16 protein-coding genes are annotated in these 18,581 nt (G+C 65.4%); 2 read left to right on the top strand and 14 right to left on the bottom strand.

The features are described 5' to 3' along the window. Positions 1 to 4: 4 nt before the first annotated feature. The 4 genes from NP825_RS05655 to NP825_RS05640 are packed head-to-tail and all read right to left on the bottom strand — an operon-like array spanning position 5 to position 4,142. Complete coding sequence (locus NP825_RS05655) at positions 5 to 955, bottom strand: FecR domain-containing protein (protein WP_257549232.1); 951 nt, start codon at positions 953 to 955, stop codon at positions 5 to 7. Further along, positions 942 to 1,637, bottom strand: coding sequence for an RNA polymerase sigma factor (locus NP825_RS05650; protein WP_257549230.1), 696 nt, complete (start codon positions 1,635 to 1,637; stop codon positions 942 to 944). The genes NP825_RS05655 and NP825_RS05650 overlap by 14 nt, the downstream gene beginning before the upstream one ends. Beyond that, positions 1,634 to 2,959 carry a lipopolysaccharide biosynthesis protein gene (locus tag NP825_RS05645; RefSeq protein ID WP_257549228.1) on the bottom strand — a complete coding sequence of 442 codons (1,326 nt, stop codon included), beginning with the start codon at positions 2,957 to 2,959 and terminating at the stop codon, positions 1,634 to 1,636. Before NP825_RS05645 ends, NP825_RS05650 begins: the two co-directional genes overlap by 4 nt. Next, positions 2,940 to 4,142 carry a hypothetical protein gene (locus NP825_RS05640; RefSeq protein ID WP_257549226.1) on the bottom strand — a complete coding sequence of 401 codons (1,203 nt, stop codon included), beginning with the start codon at positions 4,140 to 4,142 and terminating at the stop codon, positions 2,940 to 2,942. The genes NP825_RS05645 and NP825_RS05640 overlap by 20 nt, the downstream gene beginning before the upstream one ends. An 87-nt stretch (positions 4,143 to 4,229) precedes the next feature. On the opposite strand from NP825_RS05640, the gene NP825_RS05635 reads away from it, so the two are divergent. Then, positions 4,230 to 4,961 carry an HAD family phosphatase gene (locus NP825_RS05635; RefSeq protein WP_257549224.1) on the top strand — a complete coding sequence of 244 codons (732 nt, stop codon included), beginning with the start codon at positions 4,230 to 4,232 and terminating at the stop codon, positions 4,959 to 4,961. A gap of 159 nt (positions 4,962 to 5,120) precedes the next feature. On the opposite strand, the gene NP825_RS05630 is transcribed toward NP825_RS05635, so the two are convergent. The 7 genes from NP825_RS05630 to NP825_RS05600 form a co-directional block, all read right to left on the bottom strand. Beyond that, on the bottom strand, positions 5,121 to 6,320 hold the full coding sequence (locus NP825_RS05630) for an LptF/LptG family permease (protein WP_257549221.1): 1,200 nt from the start codon (positions 6,318 to 6,320) through the stop codon (positions 5,121 to 5,123). Then, complete coding sequence (locus tag NP825_RS05625) at positions 6,320 to 7,492, bottom strand: glycosyltransferase (RefSeq protein WP_257549219.1); 1,173 nt, start codon at positions 7,490 to 7,492, stop codon at positions 6,320 to 6,322. Before NP825_RS05625 ends, NP825_RS05630 begins: the two co-directional genes overlap by 1 nt. Beyond that, the gene (locus NP825_RS05620) at positions 7,489 to 8,010 is read right to left on the bottom strand and encodes a DUF2141 domain-containing protein (RefSeq protein WP_257549217.1); all 522 of its coding nucleotides are present in this window, start codon (positions 8,008 to 8,010) and stop codon (positions 7,489 to 7,491) included. The genes NP825_RS05625 and NP825_RS05620 overlap by 4 nt, the downstream gene beginning before the upstream one ends. After that, positions 8,007 to 8,927 carry a hypothetical protein gene (locus NP825_RS05615; RefSeq protein ID WP_257549215.1) on the bottom strand — a complete coding sequence of 307 codons (921 nt, stop codon included), beginning with the start codon at positions 8,925 to 8,927 and terminating at the stop codon, positions 8,007 to 8,009. The genes NP825_RS05620 and NP825_RS05615 overlap by 4 nt, the downstream gene beginning before the upstream one ends. Positions 8,928 to 8,994: 67 nt before the next feature. Continuing rightward, positions 8,995 to 9,747: a polysaccharide deacetylase family protein gene (locus NP825_RS05610; RefSeq protein WP_257549213.1), complete on the bottom strand. Its 753-nt coding sequence runs from the start codon at positions 9,745 to 9,747 to the stop codon at positions 8,995 to 8,997. Continuing rightward, positions 9,744 to 10,850: a glycosyltransferase gene (locus tag NP825_RS05605; protein WP_257549211.1), complete on the bottom strand. Its 1,107-nt coding sequence runs from the start codon at positions 10,848 to 10,850 to the stop codon at positions 9,744 to 9,746. The genes NP825_RS05610 and NP825_RS05605 overlap by 4 nt, the downstream gene beginning before the upstream one ends. 2 nt (positions 10,851 to 10,852) lie before the next feature. Continuing rightward, entirely contained in the window at positions 10,853 to 11,482 is a 630-nt protein-coding gene (locus tag NP825_RS05600; RefSeq protein WP_257549209.1) for a hypothetical protein, read from the bottom strand. Positions 11,483 to 11,766: 284 nt separating this feature from the next. Here NP825_RS05600 and NP825_RS05595 point away from each other — a divergent pair, with 284 nt between their 5' ends. Next, a complete protein-coding gene (locus NP825_RS05595) occupies positions 11,767 to 12,849 on the top strand; it encodes an endonuclease/exonuclease/phosphatase family protein (protein WP_257549207.1) in 1,083 nt (360 codons plus the stop codon). Between the two features lie 18 nt (positions 12,850 to 12,867). Here NP825_RS05595 and NP825_RS05590 read toward each other — a convergent pair whose 3' ends face one another. From NP825_RS05590 to NP825_RS05580, 3 genes are read right to left on the bottom strand one after another with little or no spacing between them, the layout of a single operon-like run. Then, a complete protein-coding gene (locus NP825_RS05590) occupies positions 12,868 to 15,909 on the bottom strand; it encodes an efflux RND transporter permease subunit (RefSeq protein WP_257549205.1) in 3,042 nt (1,013 codons plus the stop codon). Further along, positions 15,906 to 16,949, bottom strand: a complete 1,044-nt coding sequence (locus NP825_RS05585) for an efflux RND transporter periplasmic adaptor subunit (protein ID WP_257549203.1) — start codon at positions 16,947 to 16,949, stop codon at positions 15,906 to 15,908. The genes NP825_RS05590 and NP825_RS05585 overlap by 4 nt, the downstream gene beginning before the upstream one ends. Next, positions 16,946 to 18,307: a TolC family protein gene (locus tag NP825_RS05580; protein WP_257549201.1), complete on the bottom strand. Its 1,362-nt coding sequence runs from the start codon at positions 18,305 to 18,307 to the stop codon at positions 16,946 to 16,948. Before NP825_RS05580 ends, NP825_RS05585 begins: the two co-directional genes overlap by 4 nt. Positions 18,308 to 18,581 lie beyond the last annotated feature (274 nt).

Raw genomic sequence — 18,581 nt, 5'->3', positions numbered from 1 at the left:
CGGATTAGCGCGTCAATTGCCATCCTTTGGCACTATGGCGGGCATGGACGCCAAGCAAGGACTCCAGTTGCCGGAAGAGCTTCGCTTCGTCGCGATCGATGCGGATAACGCCCGAAAAGCGCCGGCTTGTCAGATCCGGCGAAACAGTCACCGGCGTGCCAAGCGAACGCGAGAGATCGAGCGCGATCGTGGTGAGCGGCGCATCATGATAACTCAGCCTCCCCTGCCGCCACCCGCCGACCGAAGCCGGGTCGATGGCCGTCACCACCGCCTTGGACTTGCCGCGCTGGACACGGAGCTGTTTGCCCGCCGTTACCGTGACCGCTTGGGCGCCCGGATCATATTGGATGCTGCCTTCGGACACGCCGACTTCCAGGCCGTTTACCGACTGGCGCACGTTGAAGATCGTGCCGAGATCACGGAGCGTTCCGTCGCCCGTCTCGACGACGAACGGCCGCGCGCTGTCATGCTTGATCGTGAAGATCGCCTCGCCGCTGTCGAGGCGCGCGAAGCGTTCGGCCTTGCGATCGAGGTGAATAGTGGTGCCACCGTTGAGGCCGATCGTCGATCCATCGCCAAGAGCGATTTCGCGTGTTTCGCCGGGCTGGGTCGTAATCACTTCCACTCCAGGCGATCGAAAAAGCATAGGCGACAAGAACAGCGCGAGGACGAGACTCGCCGCGATCGAGAGAAAAGCGGTGCGCCGATACCAGGGCCGGGCACCGGGCTCGTTGTCATTGGTCAGCAGCGGCTCATATGCCTCGGGCGCACTGGTTTCGGCCAGTTCTTCCGAAAGACGCTCGTCGGCGAGCGCGACGGCATCATAGGCATCGGCGTGCGTCGGATCGGCTTCCATCCAGGCTGTGAACTCGGCCCACAGCGCGCCGTCGGCCGCCGGCCCTTGCAACCGTACATGCCATGCGACGGCCTCGTCCACGATGCTACCGGTCCCCATCATCAATTCCTTCGGCCACTTGACGTTGCGGCGCGTCGATATCCACATCCAGCTGCTGTTTGAGCTCCAGAACCGCGCGGTACCCCCGTTGCAAATGCTTCTCCACCGCGCTCACGCTGATCCCCATTTGGGCGGCGATCTGCTTTTGTGGCACGCCATCGATCCGCACGGCGCGAAACGCGAAGGCGGTGCGCTCGGGCAAGGCGTCGAGCACCGCATCGACCCGCCTCAGCTGGTCGCGGGCCACAAGCATGCGTTCGGCCGATGGCTGCGCATCGCGCGGTGCGGCCATGCTGCCGTCGATATGCCCCTTCGTCCATTCCTGCTCGCGCGCGATGCGGCGCTGCGCCGAGCGGCGCCGGTCGAGGACCAGATTCTCCGCGGTTCGATAGAGATAGGCGAGCGGCTCGGCGATCAGGCTCGCGTCGATACCGGCGAGCTTCAGCCACAGTTCCTGCAGGATGTCTTCACCGTCTCCATCGCCTCGAAGACGAACGCGCAAATAGCGCGACAAAGCTGGCCGATTGGCCATGAATATCGCTTCGAGCCCGCCGGATCTATTCATCAAACGCTGCGCTCTTTCGTCTTCGTCCTTGCGGCAAGGCATAGTGTCTGCCTCATATGGCGCGAATATGAAAGGCGTGAGGCTGCACGAAGCGGTTAAGGCGAACGGCGCGCTCATTGCGGACGATCCGTAACTCGCCACAGAGCGAAACCAAGCAGGCCCGCAGCGACCAACGCCTGCAGCAGGGCATGATAACCGGCACCCACGAGCCCTGCAGAGCGGGTAAACAGGGGCAGCAGCGGCATGAGGCCAAGTCCGGCGATTATATTTGCCCTCACCGACAAGCCGGGTCGCCCGATGGCGATCAGCGCTGCACTTGTCGGTGGCCCTGCCATCGCGACGACGCGGGCGAGCGTCAGCCAGAGCATGACCCCGGCAGCGTCGGCGAAGGCTTGCCCGCCGATCAATATTGCGATTTCGCGCGAAAAGAAAGCGAGGATGACGAGAAGAGGCAGCGCCGTGGCGAACGCAATGCCGATGCACCGGCCGAGCGCCTGCCGGATAACGAGACCCGCGCCGCCGCCAGCCGCGAGGCGCGCGAGCTCGGCATAGGCGGCTTGCCCCAACATTTGCGCAGGCTGCGAAATGACGATCGTCGCGCGGTGGGCGATCGAATAGAGGCCCGCCGCTGCCGGGCCGAGCATTGCCCCGACAATGAGCGGTGTCAGCCGTCCGGTCAGGTCGCCAAGCATGATATCGGCATTGGCGGTGAGCATGAAGCGGCCCAGCCCCTCATGCTCGCGCCGCGCGTCCGCGATGGCGCCTAGCAAGGGCTGATCGAGCATATGACGACGGGCGAGATAGATCGCCGCAATCCATAGCGACGCGCCCTCGAGAAGCGCAGCGACGAGCCACGCAACGAGGAAGGCCGTGAGCCCCAGATCGAAGACGATGATGATCAGCGTCCCGAGCAGCCGCATCACCGGGGTGACGATATTGTGAAGCGCGAGGAGGTCGAAGCGCCGTAGTATCTGCAAATAACCGCCCGGCGTCGCGCGCACTGTCGCCAGAACGGCAAAGCAATAGGGGACCGCGAGCGCCTGCGCGTCCGCCGACCATCCGAGCAGCGGGCCGACGAGCGGCACCGCAAGCGCTGCGACAATGACGGAGGCGACGCCCGCCGCCAGTTCGATGGCGCCGGCAAAGCGAAGCAGCCGGATGAGCTTCGCATGATCGGTCTCGGCGGGCTGGACCCCGTAGCGAACGATCGCGTGCCAGCCCGGAAAGGCGATGAGGCCGCCGATCAGCATCGCGAAATAATTGACGAGCACCAGCACGCCATATTGTTCGGGGCCAAGGACACGCGCGGCGACGACGACATAGATGAGACTGATCAGGCCGGCCGCAGCCTTGCCGCCAAGCAGGAGGCCGAGATTTTCGTAGATGCGGCGAACCGGTCCCGGCGGCGCCTTTGCGGTCTCAGTAAGCAAGGCGGCCATCGGGGGACCTGCCCTCGGGCATGACGCCGCGCGCGAGGCAAGCGATCGCACGGGCGGCGCGCGCCGACGATGGCTCGGCGGTGAGGTCGAACGTATGGTCGAAGAGTCGGCGCTGCACGGACCGATAGCGGCCCGGGTGATCCGCCACCGCTTCCTCCAAACCGCGACCGAGGTCGCCGGCTCCCGAGATCACCGGCCCCGATTGCCAATGGGCGAAATTGGGATCCCGGTCGGGGTCGATGCCGTGGCTGTTGAGGAAAAGACAGGGCCGCGGCGATTTCAAAAACTCGTAGATCTGGCTGCTTACGTCGCCGAGATAGATGTCCGCGCCGTTGGTGTAGCTCATGTCGGTCAGCGCGGCGCTGCCGAGATCGATATGGATATTGGGCGCCGCCGCATATCGCCTGTGCAGGTTGCCGGGCAGGCCGAAGCGGAGCTTGTCGATCGTCACCGCCATCCGCCGCTCGAACATCATGATGTGCGGCGCGAAAATCAGATTGTAACGATCGGAACCAAGGAAATAGTCGAGTACCGCGCGGCCCTGCTTGTACCAGGATGAGAGATGCGGCGAGACGTGCGGATTGTAGAGGACGATCGGCCGATTGCTGCCGCGAAACTTGATCGGCCGTCCCTGCCCTGCCGCGATATCGAATTTGGGATAGCCGGTGATCGTCAGGCGATCCGGGCACACGCCCGCTTCCCGGGTCAGCCTGTCCCGGATTTTCGGGCCTGCCGCCAGGATATGATCGAACAGCGCCGCGGACTTGCCGAAGCCGATCGCCCGGTCACCGGCGCCATGATCGGTCAGCACCATGCGGAGCGATGAAAGGCCGTAGCGCGTCTTGAGGATGAGCGACGTCCGCTCGGTCACGACAAGCAAATCGAGCGAGCGGAAGAAGTCGAGATTGTCACGATATACCAACAATTTGGCGGCCGGAAGAATCGATCCGAGCACTGCGTTGAGGCTCCGCGACGCAGCCGAATTCAGACCAAGCGCGACAAGCCGGATGCCAGCCGGCACAGTGCCGCCCATCAACCGGATCGCCTCGCGCGCCAGCAGATCACTGGTGGTCGCGACCATGATATCGGCGCCCGTGCCTGCGCGCGCCAGGGCCATAGCGACCGGCAAGCTGTGCGCCATCTGATGAATCTGGTCGTGGTTGAAGAGAAAGCCGATCCGCATAGGGAGAACGACGCCGCGGCGGCCTGATATCCACAGCAAGTGCGGAAAATAATTCGGGCGGCGTCGTTCCTGCGGAGGAAGTCGCCCATGACATCATCGCGTCCGCTCTCGATCTTCGATCTCGATCGCACCTTGACCATCCACGGGACCTGGTCGCCGTTCCTGCTTTTCGCTGCGCGGCGGCATGCGCCGTGGCGCCTCGTCTTCGTCCCGCTCGTGGTCGCCTTGATGGCGGCGTACAAGGCCCGCTTGCTGTCGCGCAAACAGCTCAAGCAGGCGATGCAGCGCCTTATGCTCGGAAGCGCTGTCGATCTCGACACAATAACCGATCTCGCGGGCGCCTATGCCGAGCAGAGTCTTGCACAAAATATCCATCGGGATGGCGTTGTGAACATCGCAGCCGAGAAAACAGCCGGGCGCCGCGTCGTCATCGCATCGGCCGCGCACCTGTTCTATCTCGAGGCCATCGCCGAGCGGCTCGGCGTCACCGATGTGGTCGGTACGGGGTCGATGTGGCGCGGGCGCGACCTCACGCCCCGGATCGCCGGCGCGAATTGCTACGGCGCGGACAAGCGTCGCATGCTCGAACATTGGCTGGCGAGTCAGGAGATCGATCGCGTGGACGTCCACATCCGCTTCTTTTCGGACGATCTTTCCGACCTTCCTACCTTCGAATGGGCCGATGAAGCGGTGGCGGTCAATCCGTCGCGCCGGTTGCTCCATATGGCCTTGCGACGGGGATGGACGGTCTATGACTGGCGTCAGCCAAAAGCTGCGCCCGTGCGAAGCCTGCACGAGCGGCGCTCCATTCGCGGCTGACGGGCAACCCTCATCTCCGACAATTGCGTGTCGCGAAGCGCAGCAGGTTCCACCAGACGGGGGCATGGGGAAGCCAATGAAAGGCGTTCGCCTCGCGTGAGCCGTCATCCGGCTGCGCCGACGGCTTTGGCGGATTGCTGTGCTGCGGACCCGGTGCCGTCATCGACCAGCCGACAATATCGGCTGCCGGTCGGTGGGCAGCCGCATCATCAGGCGGTCGAGGCGGAACCAGCGCGACAGATGCCGCGCGGGTTGGCTCGCCGACACCAGCATCGCCTCGATGGCGCCGGGCCCGCGACGGATCTGGGCGCGAAGCATCGCGAGCGCAACACAGGCAAAGCCAAACAGGATCGCGACCTGAAACAGGGGCGCTAACGCGTTGGCGCCATCCTCGATCGCGACGATCGTCTGGACGAAGCCCACAATCAGCATGATGCCGAGGCCCAGCCCAAGCGCGGACGTCGATCGCTTGGGCGGAACACCGAGGGCAAAACCGAAGAGCGGGACAAGAGCGATAAAGGCGGCGGACACAAACCGGCTACCGAACGCTGCGCGGGCTGCCGCGCGTTCGGGCTCGGTCGGGGCGTGAGACGCGGCGCGCCACAGATCGCCGAACATGAGCCGGTCGTTTCGATGGCGCGGCGTCATATGGACGGGCTTGGCGGCCATCAACTCTATGGGCATCGCCATCGCTTGAAACGACGTGACTTCGAGTCGGCCGCTGGGGGACGTCACGACCACATGGCCATCGAACAGTCGCAACAAGACCCCCTCGTGCCCGCCATTGATCACCCGCCCTTCGCGCGCGGCAACCGTCAGGCTGCGGCTCTGCACAAGAAGTCCGCGAAAAATGCCCGTGCTCCTGTCGACGGCATCGACATGAAACATCGTCCCGGGCCTGGGACGCAGAAACTCGCCCGGCGCGATCGACAGGCCGAGATTGCCAAGCGCGATCGACGTGCCGAGCGCATCGAGCCGCTGCTCGCCGGCCGGTTCTATATAAGCGCGAATGCCGACATGCAGCAGCGCTACCGCCAGCCCGAACATCAGCGGCGCGCGGAGCAAGCGACGGGGGGAGAGACCGATCGACGCAAATATGTCGAGTTCGCCCTGAAGAGCGAAGTCGCGAAAGACGACCGCGACCGATACGAACACGGCAATCAGCAGGCCAAGCCCGAGATATTCGGGAACAAGATAGAGCATCAGCTTGATCAGCACGGCGACGGGCTGCTCGACATTGCCAAGCAACGCCATCAGCCGGCGGCTGTTCTCGAGTGTCAGCAACAAGACAATTACAGCGCTGACGGCGAGAAAGGGCCGTGCGAGCCGCCGCGCGATATAAAGATCGATCGCGGACATCAGGCCGCCCGGCGGAGCGACGCGAACGAACGATAGCGGCCGAACAGCGCGCCGAAATGATCGTCGATCAGCGGCACGCTCCCGGCGCGCCGGGCGACGGCCGCAGCGAGCGCTGCCGGATCGCGCGCGAGGAGCCGTCCGATCGCATGCGCCGCAGCGCCTGCATCGCCCGCTTCGTAGAGTTCGCCATTGTCGCTGCGCACGAAGTCCGACGCGCCGCCTTCGTCGGGGACGATCAACGGCAGACCCGATGCCGCGGCCTCCGCCGCGACAAGGCCGAAGGTTTCGGCTTCGCAGCCGTGGATCAGCGCGTCGGCGCTGGCCATCACGCGTGCCAGCAAGGCGCGATCGGCGACCGGCGCAAGGAGATGGACGTGCGGATTACTGCCGATCTGGCGGACGAGCCGTGCACGGTCGCGGCCGTCACCGACAAGGACCAGGCCGATCGGACGATGCTGTGACGCCGCGAGGCAGGCATCGATCACCAGCGGCCAACGCTTTTCGCCGCTGTGGCGGCCAACCCCGATCAACAGGGTCGCGCTTTCCGGGAGCGCGCAGCGCGCGAGAAGATCCCGCCGCAGGCCGGGATCGCGGTGCGCCGGCGAGAAGAGCCCCGGATCGACTCCCATGGGTATCGTCTCGACTCCCGCCACACCGCCCGCCCTGAGCCGCGCCGAAAGATGGCGATTGGCGCTGACGACGCTGTCGAAGCGCGCACCCAGCCGGCGCAGATGGCGCCAGAAGAGATCGAAGCTCTTGTCGATCGTCTTGCGGCTGCCGAACCGCCCGAACCAGCGATAGGCATAGGCAGCTAGCGGATCGGCATGCATGATCAGGGCCCGCGGCGCATCGCCCTGCCAGTCGGCGACGATATTGGCGGTGCGCCAGGGCGATGAGGCTTCGACCACATCGGGGCGTTCGGCGTCGAGGCGCGCATGAACGGCCGCGGCGTCGTCGAAATAGCGATAGCGCCGGTCGACGAGCAATTGCGGGCTCGCAACATGGACGATCGTGCCGCCGCCCGCCCGCCGCTCGACCCGATCGTGCGAGCTTGGCGCAATGACGACGATTTCATGTCCCATCGCGGCGCCGATCGCGAGCTTGCGGTCGATATAGGTTTTCACCCCGCCGCCGTGCGGCGTATAAAAGGCGCAGACGTCGACGATCTTCATTTGCGTTCCAGTGGCTTATATCTCAGCCCGCTCAGATAATTCATGACGACCTCGGTGCGTGTTGGCCCCGCGCCCACCACGACCGACGCGGCAGCCGCCTTCGGCTTCGACCAGCCGAGCTTCGGATTGCCGCCGAACCCGAGCCCGTCGGACAATTTGTCCCATTTGAGATTATGGTTGCGATCGTGCAGGACCGACAGGCTGTACCGGCCGGGTGCCGGGACGCGCAGACAGAGGGTGACGGGCCCCGATGGCGGCAGCTCCAGGTCCACTCGCCGGAACAACTTTTGCGCGTTGATCAGGACCGCATCGTCGGCAAGGAAATCGCTGTCGTTCGCCGGATAGAGTTCGGCGCGTACCAGGCCCTTGCGATCCTTGAGGCCGATCACCGAGACGAGGACCGCCGGACCCGTTTCATTCGCCCGGCACGCGGCCCCGGCCTTGCCCAGCGACGGGTCGGGTTTGACGGGGGCTGCCGCCACCAGCAACAGCGCCATGGGTGCAATCGCGACCTTCACGACCGATGCGCCTTCGCAAGTTCCGAGAGCGTCAAAACGGCGCCGAGAAGAAGGTGCACGAACAGGATCAATCCGGCGATCATTGCGATCAGCGGCCCGATCGCGCCGTCGTGCCCGATCAGGAAGAGCGCAACGCTGGCGAAAACAAGATCCTTGTTTGGCACGAAAGGCAGGCGCGTTACGAGCAGTTGCAGTGTGGCGAGGAGGAGCAGCGAGCCCATGGGCACGGCCGGCAAGGCGCTGTGCCACATCACGCCCGAGAGCAAGGTGGTCAGCAGCAGCCGGCCGGTATGGACGCCGAAGATCATCTTCAGGTCGGAGCGGGATAGCGAGAAGATGCGGTGCCTGAAGGCGAGCAGGGCGAGCGAGAGCCCCATGATGACCGCCGCCGACAGCGCGACGGTTCGACCATGGAATTCGGGGGCCACCTCTCCGATGACCGGCCAGGCAAGCGCGAGCATCGCCAGGGTCATGAGATTGCCGGCGACCGCCGAAAGGATGCTGACATCCTTGATCGCGCCGAAAGGCGCCGCCGCCATCTTTGCATGGCGCCGCGCCCAGCCGTAGAAATAGGCCTCGCCGCTATAGCCGAACAATATCTCGTTGCTGACGAGCTTGCGCAGCAGCGCAGCGAAACCGGTGCGCGGAATGTTCCACAGGCGCCGGAATATCAGCCATTCGGAGGCCGGCAGCGCGAAATAATAAGCAGCAAAGGCAATCCAGAAGACCGGCGACGCGGGGACACCCCGCACGAGTCCGGCCAAGCCGATGCTCGAAAGCTTCGAGCCGAGCGCGGCAAGGAGCGCGAGCGACAGGCCGAGAGAAAGATATTTTTGCCAGGGATGTTGCTCTTGGAGGAGAGGACGAAGGCGCTCTGCCCATCTATTTGGCGTTGCACCCAATGCTTGAGAAGCCATCGATCACCTTTTGGCAGGGGTCACTGAGGGACTGACGCCAAGCCCCCGGTAAATCCGCACCAGCGATTCAGGAAAATCGGCCGGATGCCAGGTCTGCGTAGGCGGCCGGCTGGTGCGACCGCGTAAAAGCACCGAGCGCGCGAATAATCTCGCGCATCAACCGCGGCGAATCGACGTCGTGCGGATGGACCGCGAGACGGACCGTCGATGCACGTGCGAGCAACGTCGTTGCGAGGCGCGACCACAGGATCGAGCTCGCGATGCGCAGGCGCGACCGGCTCGCGTAGGTCACGACCGGCCCGCGCGCGAAAACCGCGAAATTCTGGGGATTCCAGACGCGTAAATGATCTTCGATCAAGCGTATATCCTGCGCCGCGAGCGCGGCGAGACTATCCTCTCCATAGAGCCACGCAGGCGCGACAAACCCGTCGATCGGCCGGCCGATCACCTGTTCGATCATATCGCGGCCTTCCCCTATTCGCGCTTCGGCCTCGCGCGTCGAGAGGCCGAGGAATTCACCCTCGCCGGCCGTCATGCGCGAAGCCTTCCAGCGGGTGGCCGCGCCTGCATGGCGGCTCTCGTCGATGTGAGTGAAACCATGCAGGAATATTTCGCAGCCCGCGTCGGCCCAGCCGCGCAGGCGGCGGGCGAACTTCGGATCGTCCGTCAACAGGCCCTGCCGATGAAAATCGGGAACGACAAGGAGGGCGTAGCGTCCCGGACCCACGGCCGCTTCGACGATCGGAACGAGGCGGTCCAGACGCTCGGCATGAACCGGCGTGACATCATGGATCGAGGCCAGCAGGCGGCGCGCGGTCATCGAGCCAGCCGGTCAAAGAGCGCCAGATATTCGGCCGCCGAGGCACCAAGCCTGTGGCGATCCGTGATCTTGCGCGCTGCATTTGGTGCAGGAGGCGACCGGCGGAGCTGCGCGACGATCGCCCCGGCGATGGCTTCGGGTTGCCGCTGGCGAACGATCGCCCCCAGTTCGGGCGACGGGAAGATTTCGGGCAAGGCGAGCGAACAATCGGTGGTCACGATCGGGACCCCCGCCGCGATCGCTTCGACGAGGACCGCGGGATAGCCTTCATAATGCGAGCTCATCAGATAGAGGTCCGCCTGCGCAAGATAGGGCGCGATATCGGGAACATGGCCCGGCATCTCGACGCGCGCCGCGACACCCAGCCTTTCGGCTTCGCGTTCGAGCCGTCCGCGCAGCGGCCCTTCGCCCAGGATCAACAACCGTGCCCTCAGCGCCGAAGGGAGTTCGGCGAAGGCACGGAGGGCGGTGATCAGATCCTTCTGCGGCGCGAGCCGCGCGGCGCAGAGGATGAGCGGCGCGGGTTCGAGGCCGGCACGGCTGTGCGGGGCGGCGGCATCGTCCTCGAGGATGGGCTCGGCGATTTCAATCACGGCATGGCCCGGAAATACCGACCGCGCTTCGTCAAGCAACGAAGGCGACATCGCGACCAGCATGTCGATCGGCGCGGCGGCGAGCCGGATCGCCGCATCGGCGAGCCCGCATATGTGGTGGCGAATCCCTGCCCGGCGGATCGGGTTGCTGAGCTTGTTGACGAAAATTGGCCGCTTGGCGAAGCGTCGGCGCGCGAGAAAGGCGAGGATGATGAGGTGAAAATTGCCCGGCGAAAAGATGATATCGGGCGCCTCGGCCCGCACGATCCGCGCCATCCGCCACCCGAGTTGCATGCGCGACCAGGGGCTGCGCAATGTTTCGGGCGAGCAGGTCCTGACCGCGACGCCGGGGCCGACGAGCGCGCGTGCCGCGCCCGTCTGCGTTCCGCAAATGATCGTCACCCGCCGCCCCAGTTCCGCCCAGCGATTGGCGAGGCGAATGGCGATGCGTTCGCTGCCTCCGGTCGAGAAATCATGGAGGATGATCGCGATATGCTCGGCATGGGTCATGGTCAGAATTTCTGCCTCAGAAAGATCTGGACGCGCGCGTCCTGGCGCTGGATGTCGCGATCTTGCTGATCGCGAAAATCGATGCCCACCGACAGGCGTCCGGGCTCCCCTGCGGGATATAGACTGGCCGTCAGCCCCCAGCCGCGAACCTCGCGAGGCGCGCCGCCGGCAAGGTCGGTGATGCGCTCGACGGCCGTCCGCCTGTTCGCAGGACCGGTGTCGAACAGCGTGCCCGCCAGATCGAGGCGATCATCGCGGGTCCAGTGCAGGGCGACGGCGCGCTCGTCGGTACGATAATAGCGGTGCGGGCCGACGATGAACGCCGGATGCCACCGCTGGGCGACATAGGTGCCTGCGAGCGTCAGCGTGTCGCGATCCGAGATATCCCGGGACAGGTCGGCACCGATCGCCATCATCGCGAAGCGCTGATACTCGAAACTTTGCCCGGCCATTCGCGCGGACTCCGACCGTCCGCGCATGGCGGCCAGATGAAAGGCTCCGCCGTCCCATTCGCGGCCGCCCGATTGGCTCCTGATGGTGCCGAGCATCGCGACGTCGCCGTTCAGCATGATGATGGGAGAAGGAGCTGCCGGGATATGATCGGCCGAAAAGGCCGCAACCGGTGACCGCATCGATGTTCGCCCGTAATGTACGGGCGCGCTATGCGTGACAGCAATATTCGGCGCTGCCTCCTGCGCCATCAGGGCGCATGGATCGAGCATGGCTGCAACCGCTGCGGCACGGATCGCTAAAGCCCTCATTCCATATCCCCCGAGTTCGCGGGGCACCTGCCAGCCAGATGCCTGAAGGGTCAGACGCCATGGGCCTCGCGTTTCCACACCTGACACGGGGAAGTGCGGATCGCGCGGCTCCGCGGCGTCATTCAGCCGATCTCGAACCGGAAGGAGCAACGCGGATGAGCAAGAAGGTGGCAGGCGTGACTATGCTGATCGCGATGGCGCCGATGCTGTTTGTCGCGACGGTCCCGCCAGCCGCTTCCGCTGCGCAGCCGTACACGTCCCCGCAGCCCGTCACCGCCGGGCTCTCGATCATGGCCTATAATGTGAAAGGCCTGCCCTGGCCTATAACCTCCGACCGCGCGGTCGACTTCGCGCGCATCGAGGAGCGCCTTCTCGCAATGCGGGCACGCGGCGCGCAACCGCATGTGGTCATCCTGCAGGAAGCCTTCACTGCGCCAGCCAAGGCGATCGCCAGACGCAGCGGCTATCGTTATGTCGTCGAAGGTCCGTCTCGCGATCTTCCGAGCCCGGTCCAGCCGCGACTGGGCGATCGCCCCTTCATCGACGGCGCCAGCTTTTTCAAGGGCGAGCGGTCGGGCAAGCAAGTCTCTTCAGGGCTCATGCTTGCGTCGGACTATCCCATCCTCTCGGTGCGCCGCGAGGCCTTTCCCGCCTTTGCCTGCGCCGGGTATGACTGCCTCGCCAACAAGGGCATATTGATGGTGACCATTGCCGTTCCCGGAAGTGCGACGCCGGTGACCGTGGTCACCACGCATATGAACAGCAAGAAAGCCTCCGGCGTCAGCCAGGAGCGCTCGCTTTATGCCTATCGGCGACAAGTCGAAATAATCGACGATTTCTTGACGCGATACCGCAACCCCGACCTGCCGGTCATTCTGGCGGGCGATTTCAACGCGAGCTCGGCCGAGCGACGGAGCTTTCTCACAGCTCACAGCGCGGCCAACTGGACCACCAAACGCCGGCTGCCGATCGACAATGCGCTCCAGCATTGCCTCAAGCCCGGCGAACCATGCGGACGCGCCGTGCCCTCGATCGTCGCGACGGTGTTCCAGAGAGGGCGCGACTGGCAATTCTTCTCACCGGGCTATCGCGCCTCGATCCAAGCGATTGCGATGGCGGTGCCGTTCGGCCGTGAGCGCGACGGCACGATGCTCTCCGATCATGTCGGCTATGGGGTGACCTATCGCCTGACTCAGGCGCTCACCGCGCATTCCCTGCGGCATCGCTCGAACGGCTGACGCGGCGGAGGGTGCGCCTCAGGCGGCTGGTGCGGATTCGCGCCGCGTGAGCGCCAGCAGCACCGCGGGAAGAAAGAAGAGCACCAGCGGCACGGCGGCGATCAGGCCGAAGATGATCGCGGTCGCCAGCGGCTGCTGAAGGCCGGCGCCCCGGCTGATCCCCAGCGCGAGCGGCGCGAGTGTCAGGACTGCGATGAGGGCCGACATCAGGATCGGACGTAGCCTCTTCTTGCCGGCCTCCAGCAACGTCGCAGCCGTCATGGGGCTGTCGCGGTCGATTTCTGCGAGGAAAAAGATGACGAGCTCGGCGACCATGCCGACGACCATGGTGAGCCCCATGAGCGCCGAAATATTGAGCTCGATTCCCATGATCCACAGGCCGATCATCACGGCTGCCGCAGTGAGTAGCACCGTGGCAATCGCCGCGACCGTCCAGCCGGCGCGCTCGAACAACAGGGTGATGAGCAAGGCGCTGAGCAGCAAGGCGGCGCCGAATACCAGCGAGAGATCGGCGAAGCTCTTTTGCTGCTCGGCATAAAGCCCGCCATAGTCGACGCGGACCGAGGCGGGCAGCTTGAGCCGTCCGACCGCGCTCTTGATCTCGGTCATCGCCGAGCCGAGATCGCGCCCCTCCAGCCGCGCGGTCACGGCAATATAAGGCGCCAAATTCTCGCGCGTGAGCTGCTTTTGGCCGCCCTGCGTCGACACGGTCGCGACCGCCGCAAGCCGGATGCTGCTCCCGTCGGGCGCAACCAGCGGCAGGTTTTCGATTTGCGCGACGTCGCTGCGTAAATCCTGCGGCGCGCGCACGCGCACGCCAATGAGCTGCGCGCCGATGCGGACCTGCGTCGCCGGGGTGCCGCCCACGGCAGTTTCGAGCTGCGAAGCGATGCTGTTGGGGTCGAGGCCATATTGGGCCGCGGCGCCCGGATCGACCGCGATGCTGATCGCGTCGCCCGCGACGCGCAGGCCGTCGATGACCTCGACCACGCCCGAAATCTTACCGATACGATCGCCGATAGCCTTCGCCGCGGTTTCGAGCGCTGCCGGATCGTCGCCGAACAATTTGACTTCGATCGGCTGCGGCACCGCAGTCAGGTCGCCGATGAGATCCTCCATGAGCTGGATCAGTTCGACTTCGAGACCTGGCACTTGAGCCGCGATCTTCTCGCGCATATCGGTCATCACCGCTTCGATATTCCGCCGCGAGCCGCCCTTGAGGCGAATGAAATAATCGCCCTCGTCCGCCTCGGTCAGGCCACCGCCGAGCTGAAGTCCGGTCCGCCGCGAATAGCTGGCGACCTCGGGCGTCGCGCGAATGATCGTCTCGACGCGTTGCAGCAGCGCGTCGGTATCTTCGAGCGATGCGCCCGACTGCGCCTTATAGTCGATGACGAACCCGCCTTCGTCCATCTTGGGCATGAAGCCCGAGGGCACGTTACGCCACGCCATATAACCGCTGACCGCCAGCAGCGCCGCGACCACGACCGCGAGCAAGGCCGGCCGCCCGAACGCGCGCGTGCTGGCGCGACCGTAGCGATCGAGCAGCGGATCGAGGATCTTGTTGGCGCGATCGGCGGACTCGGCGTCCTTCTCGCGGAGCCAATAGGCTGCGACGAGGGGGATGACGAAGCGCGCGAAGAGCAGGGAAATGACCAGCGCCGCGACCATCGTAATCGCAAGCGCCTTGAAGAAGCCGCCGGTCACCCCGCTGATGAAGGCGAGCGGAAGGAAGACGACGATCGTTGCGGTGGTCGAGCCGAGCAGCGGCATGCCCATTTCGGCTGCGGCGGAGAGCAGCGACCCGGGTTCGGCCAACCGCTGCTCCTGCATCCGCCGCATCATATGTTCGAGCATCACCACCGCATCGTCGACCACGAGCCCGACCGCCGCAGCCATGCCGCCAAGCGTCATCATGTTGAAGCTCATGCCGAACGCGAAGAGCAGTAGGCAGGTGGCGGCGAGCACCGCGGGCAGCATCAGGCCGGTGATGACCATCAGCCGCCCCGATCGCAGGAAGACGAAAAGCACGATCCCGGCGAGCAGCGCGCCCATCAGGATCGCGTCGCGCACGGCATTTGCCGCGCCGACGACCAGTTCGGACTGATCGTAGAAGGTGGTGACCTTGACCGATGGCGGCAGATGCAGTTCGGCGATCCGCGCATCGACCGCTTTGACGATCGCCACCGTATCGCCCTTCAGCGCCTGGCGGACGTTGACGAGGACAGCCTGCTTGCCGTCGGAGGTTACGCGGTTGAACGCCGGGGCCGTCGAGGGCGAGATCGTCGCGATCTGCCCGAGCGTGACGACCCCTGCCCCGCCTGCGGCCGCCTTGACCGGGATCGCGCCAAGATCGTCCGCATTGGCGACGCGGTTCTCGATCAGCACCAGATAGAGACGGTGGCGATCCTCGATCTTGCCGAGCCCACGGACCATATTGGCCTTGCCGAGCGCGGTGACGACATCGGTGAGGCTGATCCCGAGCGATTGCAGCCGAGCGGGATCGACATCGACCGCGAATTCGCGCGGACTGCTTCCCAATATGTCGACGCCGGCGACGCCCTCGACCGAAGTCAAGGCAGGCAATATCTTGAGATCGGCGATCGCACGAAGCGCCTCGGGGCTGAGGCTGTCCGAGGTCAAGGCGAAGCCGGTGACCGGGAAGATCGTCGGGTCCGAGCGGCGAACGTTGAAGCTCGTGCCCGGCGGCAAGGTCGGCAGCAACGTCGCGAGCGCGCCCTGCGTCGACTGGGCGGCCGCCACCATATCGTCGCCCCACTGGAAATTGAGCGCAACCTCGGCGCTCCCGCGGCTCGTGACCGAGCGGACATTGGTCACGCCAGGCACCGCGCGGAGCCCGATTTCGATCGGGCGGGTGATCTCGGCTTCCATCTGCGCGGCGTCGCGGTCGCCGGCGTCGACCGACACGACGACGCGCGGATAATCGATGTTCGGGAACAGCCCGACCGGCACGCGCGTCGCCGATACCACCCCCGCGAGCGCGAGCAGGATCACCGTGAGCCAGATCGACCGCGCATGCTTGCTGATGACGTCGGTCACTTCTTCGCGCCCTGGATGCGGGTCTTCATCCCGTCCTCAAGCGCGGTTACGCCAGCCGTCGCGACGCGTTCGCCGGCCTTCAGCCCGGAGGTGACGCTGATCCGGTCGCCGGTGCGCGGCCCGACGACGATATCGCGTCGCTTGGCGATAGTGTTCGCGATGACGAAGACGAAGGGCTGCCCCCCGTCATCGAGCAGCGCCGCATAGGGAATGGTGATGCCGCCCGAGATATTGGCGAGCAACACGCGCCCGGTCAGGCTTTCGCCCGCACCGACGCCGCGCTCATTCGGTATCTGGACATAGACCGACGCCAGCTTCGTCACCGAGTCTACCACGCTGTCGACCGACAGCACAGGGACGTTGAAGGCCCGCTTGCTGCCAGCCGCGGTAACCTCAACATAGCTCCCCTTGGGAATGCGCCGCGCGATCGCGGGATCGACGCCGAAGCGCGCGCGCAAGTCGCCTTCCTTGACCAGCGATATGATCGTCGTACCGGCCGCGACGAGTTCGCCCGCGCTTGCTCCGATCACCTCGACCGTGCCGCTTGCCGGTGCACGAAGCACCAGTGCCCCGTTGCGGGTGGCGAGGCTCGCGCGCGATGCGTCGGCGGCCTGTTTCGCGGCACGTGCGGTTTCGACCTCGGCATCGCTCACCAACCCGTCGGCGCGAAGGCGCCGCGCCCGGGCGTGCGCCAGATCTGCGGCATTGGCATTGGCCGAGGCGGTGGCGAGATCGAGCCGCGCGGTCGGGCTTGGGCTCAGCCGTACCAATATCTGGCCGCGCGTCACGTGGCTTCCTACCGGCGCATCGACGGCCTGAACGATCGCCTCCATCGGAGCCGAGAGCGTATATTTGCCCGCGCCATTGGCCTCGGCCGCGCCATAGAGCATGATCTTCTCGTCGATATCGCCGGTGGTCACGGCCGCAACGTCGATCGTCGCGACCGGATCGGCGGTCGCGGCCGTATCGGTCGAGGATTGGCAGCCGCCCAGAAGACAGGCGAAGACGAGCGGCAGAGCGAGGGACGTCCGGCTGATCATAGGGTCCAGGATTCCTGCGGGGCGCCGACGAGCAGTTCGAGCGCAATGGTTTGTTCGGCGATCGCCTGCTGCGACTGGAGAAGGAGCAATTGCCGATCGCGAAGGCTTTGCTCGGCGACCTCGGCGGTCGCCAGCGCAAGGTCGCCGCGCTGCGCTGCGCGGCGGCTCGCTTTCGCAAAGTTTTCGATGGCAGGCATACCAGCGTGAAGGATCTCATATTGCTGGCGCGCGATCGCGAGCCCCGACACCGCGGCGGCGATATCGGCGCGGGTCTGGAAGAGGCGCGCATCATATTCCTGATGGAGCGCTTCGCGCGTGGCCTCGGCGACCGCGATACCCCCGCGATTGCGGTTCCATAGCGGGAGCGTGAAGCCGATCGACGGGCCGAGCAGCTTGTTGCCGCCCGTATCGCGCGCGCCGTTGATCGTGAGATCAAGGTTCGGGAACTGATCGAGAATCGCGCGGCGGACAGCAGCTTCCTGCGCATCATAGCCGGCACGCAGCGCGTCGAGATCGCTGCGATTGGCAAGAGCGAGAGCGAAGAGGCGATCGGTCCCAGGCACCCCGGCCGGCATCGGTACCGGCGCGAGCCGCAGGGCATAGTCGGGCGGCAGACCGAGCAAGCGGTGCAGTTCGGATCGCGCGGCCGCGAGACCGGTCTGGGCGCTACGGAAATTGCTCTGCGCATCGAGCGCGGCGATGCGCGACGACTGGACCTGATCGGGCGAAATGTCGCCGCGGCCCGCCGCCTTCAGATAGCGGCCGAGAAGCGCTTCGCTCGCGTCGGCGCTGGTCGCCGCATTGGCAAGCGCCTGCTCGAGCGAGAGAACCCGCACCGCCTGCAGCCGCGCGTTGCAAGCCGTCTGCCATTCGGCCCAGGCAAGGTCGAGCCGCACCTGCCGTGCCTCGGCGACGGCCTGCGCGCGCTGCACCTTTTGCGTGCGCAGTGCATTCAGGCTGAAGCCCAGCGCGCCGGCGATATTGTCGAGCGGGTCCGGCCCCGAAAGAATATGGTCGACGCCGAAGCTGAAGGTCGGGTCGGGAAGCAGTCCCGCGGCAAAGACCTGCGCGTCACCGACACCGGCGCGCGCGCGCTGCGCCTTGAGATCGGGATTGGCGATCACCGCGAGGATCGCGATGCCATTGGGGTCGAGCGGCGCCGAAAGGTCGAGCGCGACGGGCTTCAGATAGGGCCGGTCAATCGTCGTAGCGTCGCGCGACAGGATATCGGTTAGCGGGGCCTGAAGCGACGGCGCAGCACCGGCATCGACGAGGAGCGGCTTTGGCTCGTAGTGAGCGCACGCCGCCAGCGGGAAGAGCAGCAACAGTGTCGATGAGGCCCAGAACCGCTTGATCATGCTCGAACGATAGCCCTTTCGTGCCTGGACGCACGCCATTAACAACTCGACATCATTAACATTGGGATCGTGCGGAATCGACATTGGGCTGTTGACGCCGCTGAAACGCAGAATCCGCACCCCATAAGGAAAAATGGGGCCGACGCTCCGGCGGCGACACACTCAGGCCGGCCGGAACGCGATGAGCACGACGCCCACAGTGATCAGGCCGCCCCAGAGCCACGCACGTCCAACGTCTCCCTCCCCGGCGCAGGCATGAGCGCGGGGGCCTATC

This window comes from Sphingopyxis sp. DBS4, assembly GCF_024628865.1.
In the GTDB taxonomy this organism is placed as follows: domain Bacteria; phylum Pseudomonadota; class Alphaproteobacteria; order Sphingomonadales; family Sphingomonadaceae; genus Sphingopyxis.
This window is presented reverse-complemented; position numbering and strand designations above follow the sequence as displayed.

Bases quoted from the DNA above. Each gene is read 5' to 3' on its own strand.
- NP825_RS05580 (WP_257549201.1), bottom strand. From the start codon at position 18,307: ATGATCAAGCGGTTCTGGGCCTCATCGACACTGTTGCTGCTCTTCCCG.
- NP825_RS05635 (WP_257549224.1), top strand. From the start codon at position 4,230: ATGACATCATCGCGTCCGCTCTCGATCTTCGATCTCGATCGCACCTTG.
- NP825_RS05630 (WP_257549221.1), bottom strand. From the start codon at position 6,320: ATGTCCGCGATCGATCTTTATATCGCGCGGCGGCTCGCACGGCCCTTT.
- NP825_RS05640 (WP_257549226.1), bottom strand. From the start codon at position 4,142: ATGCGGATCGGCTTTCTCTTCAACCACGACCAGATTCATCAGATGGCG.
- NP825_RS05650 (WP_257549230.1), bottom strand. From the start codon at position 1,637: ATGAGCGCGCCGTTCGCCTTAACCGCTTCGTGCAGCCTCACGCCTTTC.
- NP825_RS05605 (WP_257549211.1), bottom strand. From the start codon at position 10,850: ATGACCCATGCCGAGCATATCGCGATCATCCTCCATGATTTCTCGACC.
- NP825_RS05615 (WP_257549215.1), bottom strand. From the start codon at position 8,927: ATGGCTTCTCAAGCATTGGGTGCAACGCCAAATAGATGGGCAGAGCGC.
- NP825_RS05595 (WP_257549207.1), top strand. From the start codon at position 11,767: ATGAGCAAGAAGGTGGCAGGCGTGACTATGCTGATCGCGATGGCGCCG.
- NP825_RS05585 (WP_257549203.1), bottom strand. From the start codon at position 16,949: ATGATCAGCCGGACGTCCCTCGCTCTGCCGCTCGTCTTCGCCTGTCTT.
- NP825_RS05645 (WP_257549228.1), bottom strand. From the start codon at position 2,959: ATGGCCGCCTTGCTTACTGAGACCGCAAAGGCGCCGCCGGGACCGGTT.
- NP825_RS05610 (WP_257549213.1), bottom strand. From the start codon at position 9,747: ATGACCGCGCGCCGCCTGCTGGCCTCGATCCATGATGTCACGCCGGTT.
- NP825_RS05600 (WP_257549209.1), bottom strand. From the start codon at position 11,482: ATGCGGTCACCGGTTGCGGCCTTTTCGGCCGATCATATCCCGGCAGCT.
- NP825_RS05625 (WP_257549219.1), bottom strand. From the start codon at position 7,492: ATGAAGATCGTCGACGTCTGCGCCTTTTATACGCCGCACGGCGGCGGG.
- NP825_RS05655 (WP_257549232.1), bottom strand. From the start codon at position 955: ATGGGGACCGGTAGCATCGTGGACGAGGCCGTCGCATGGCATGTACGG.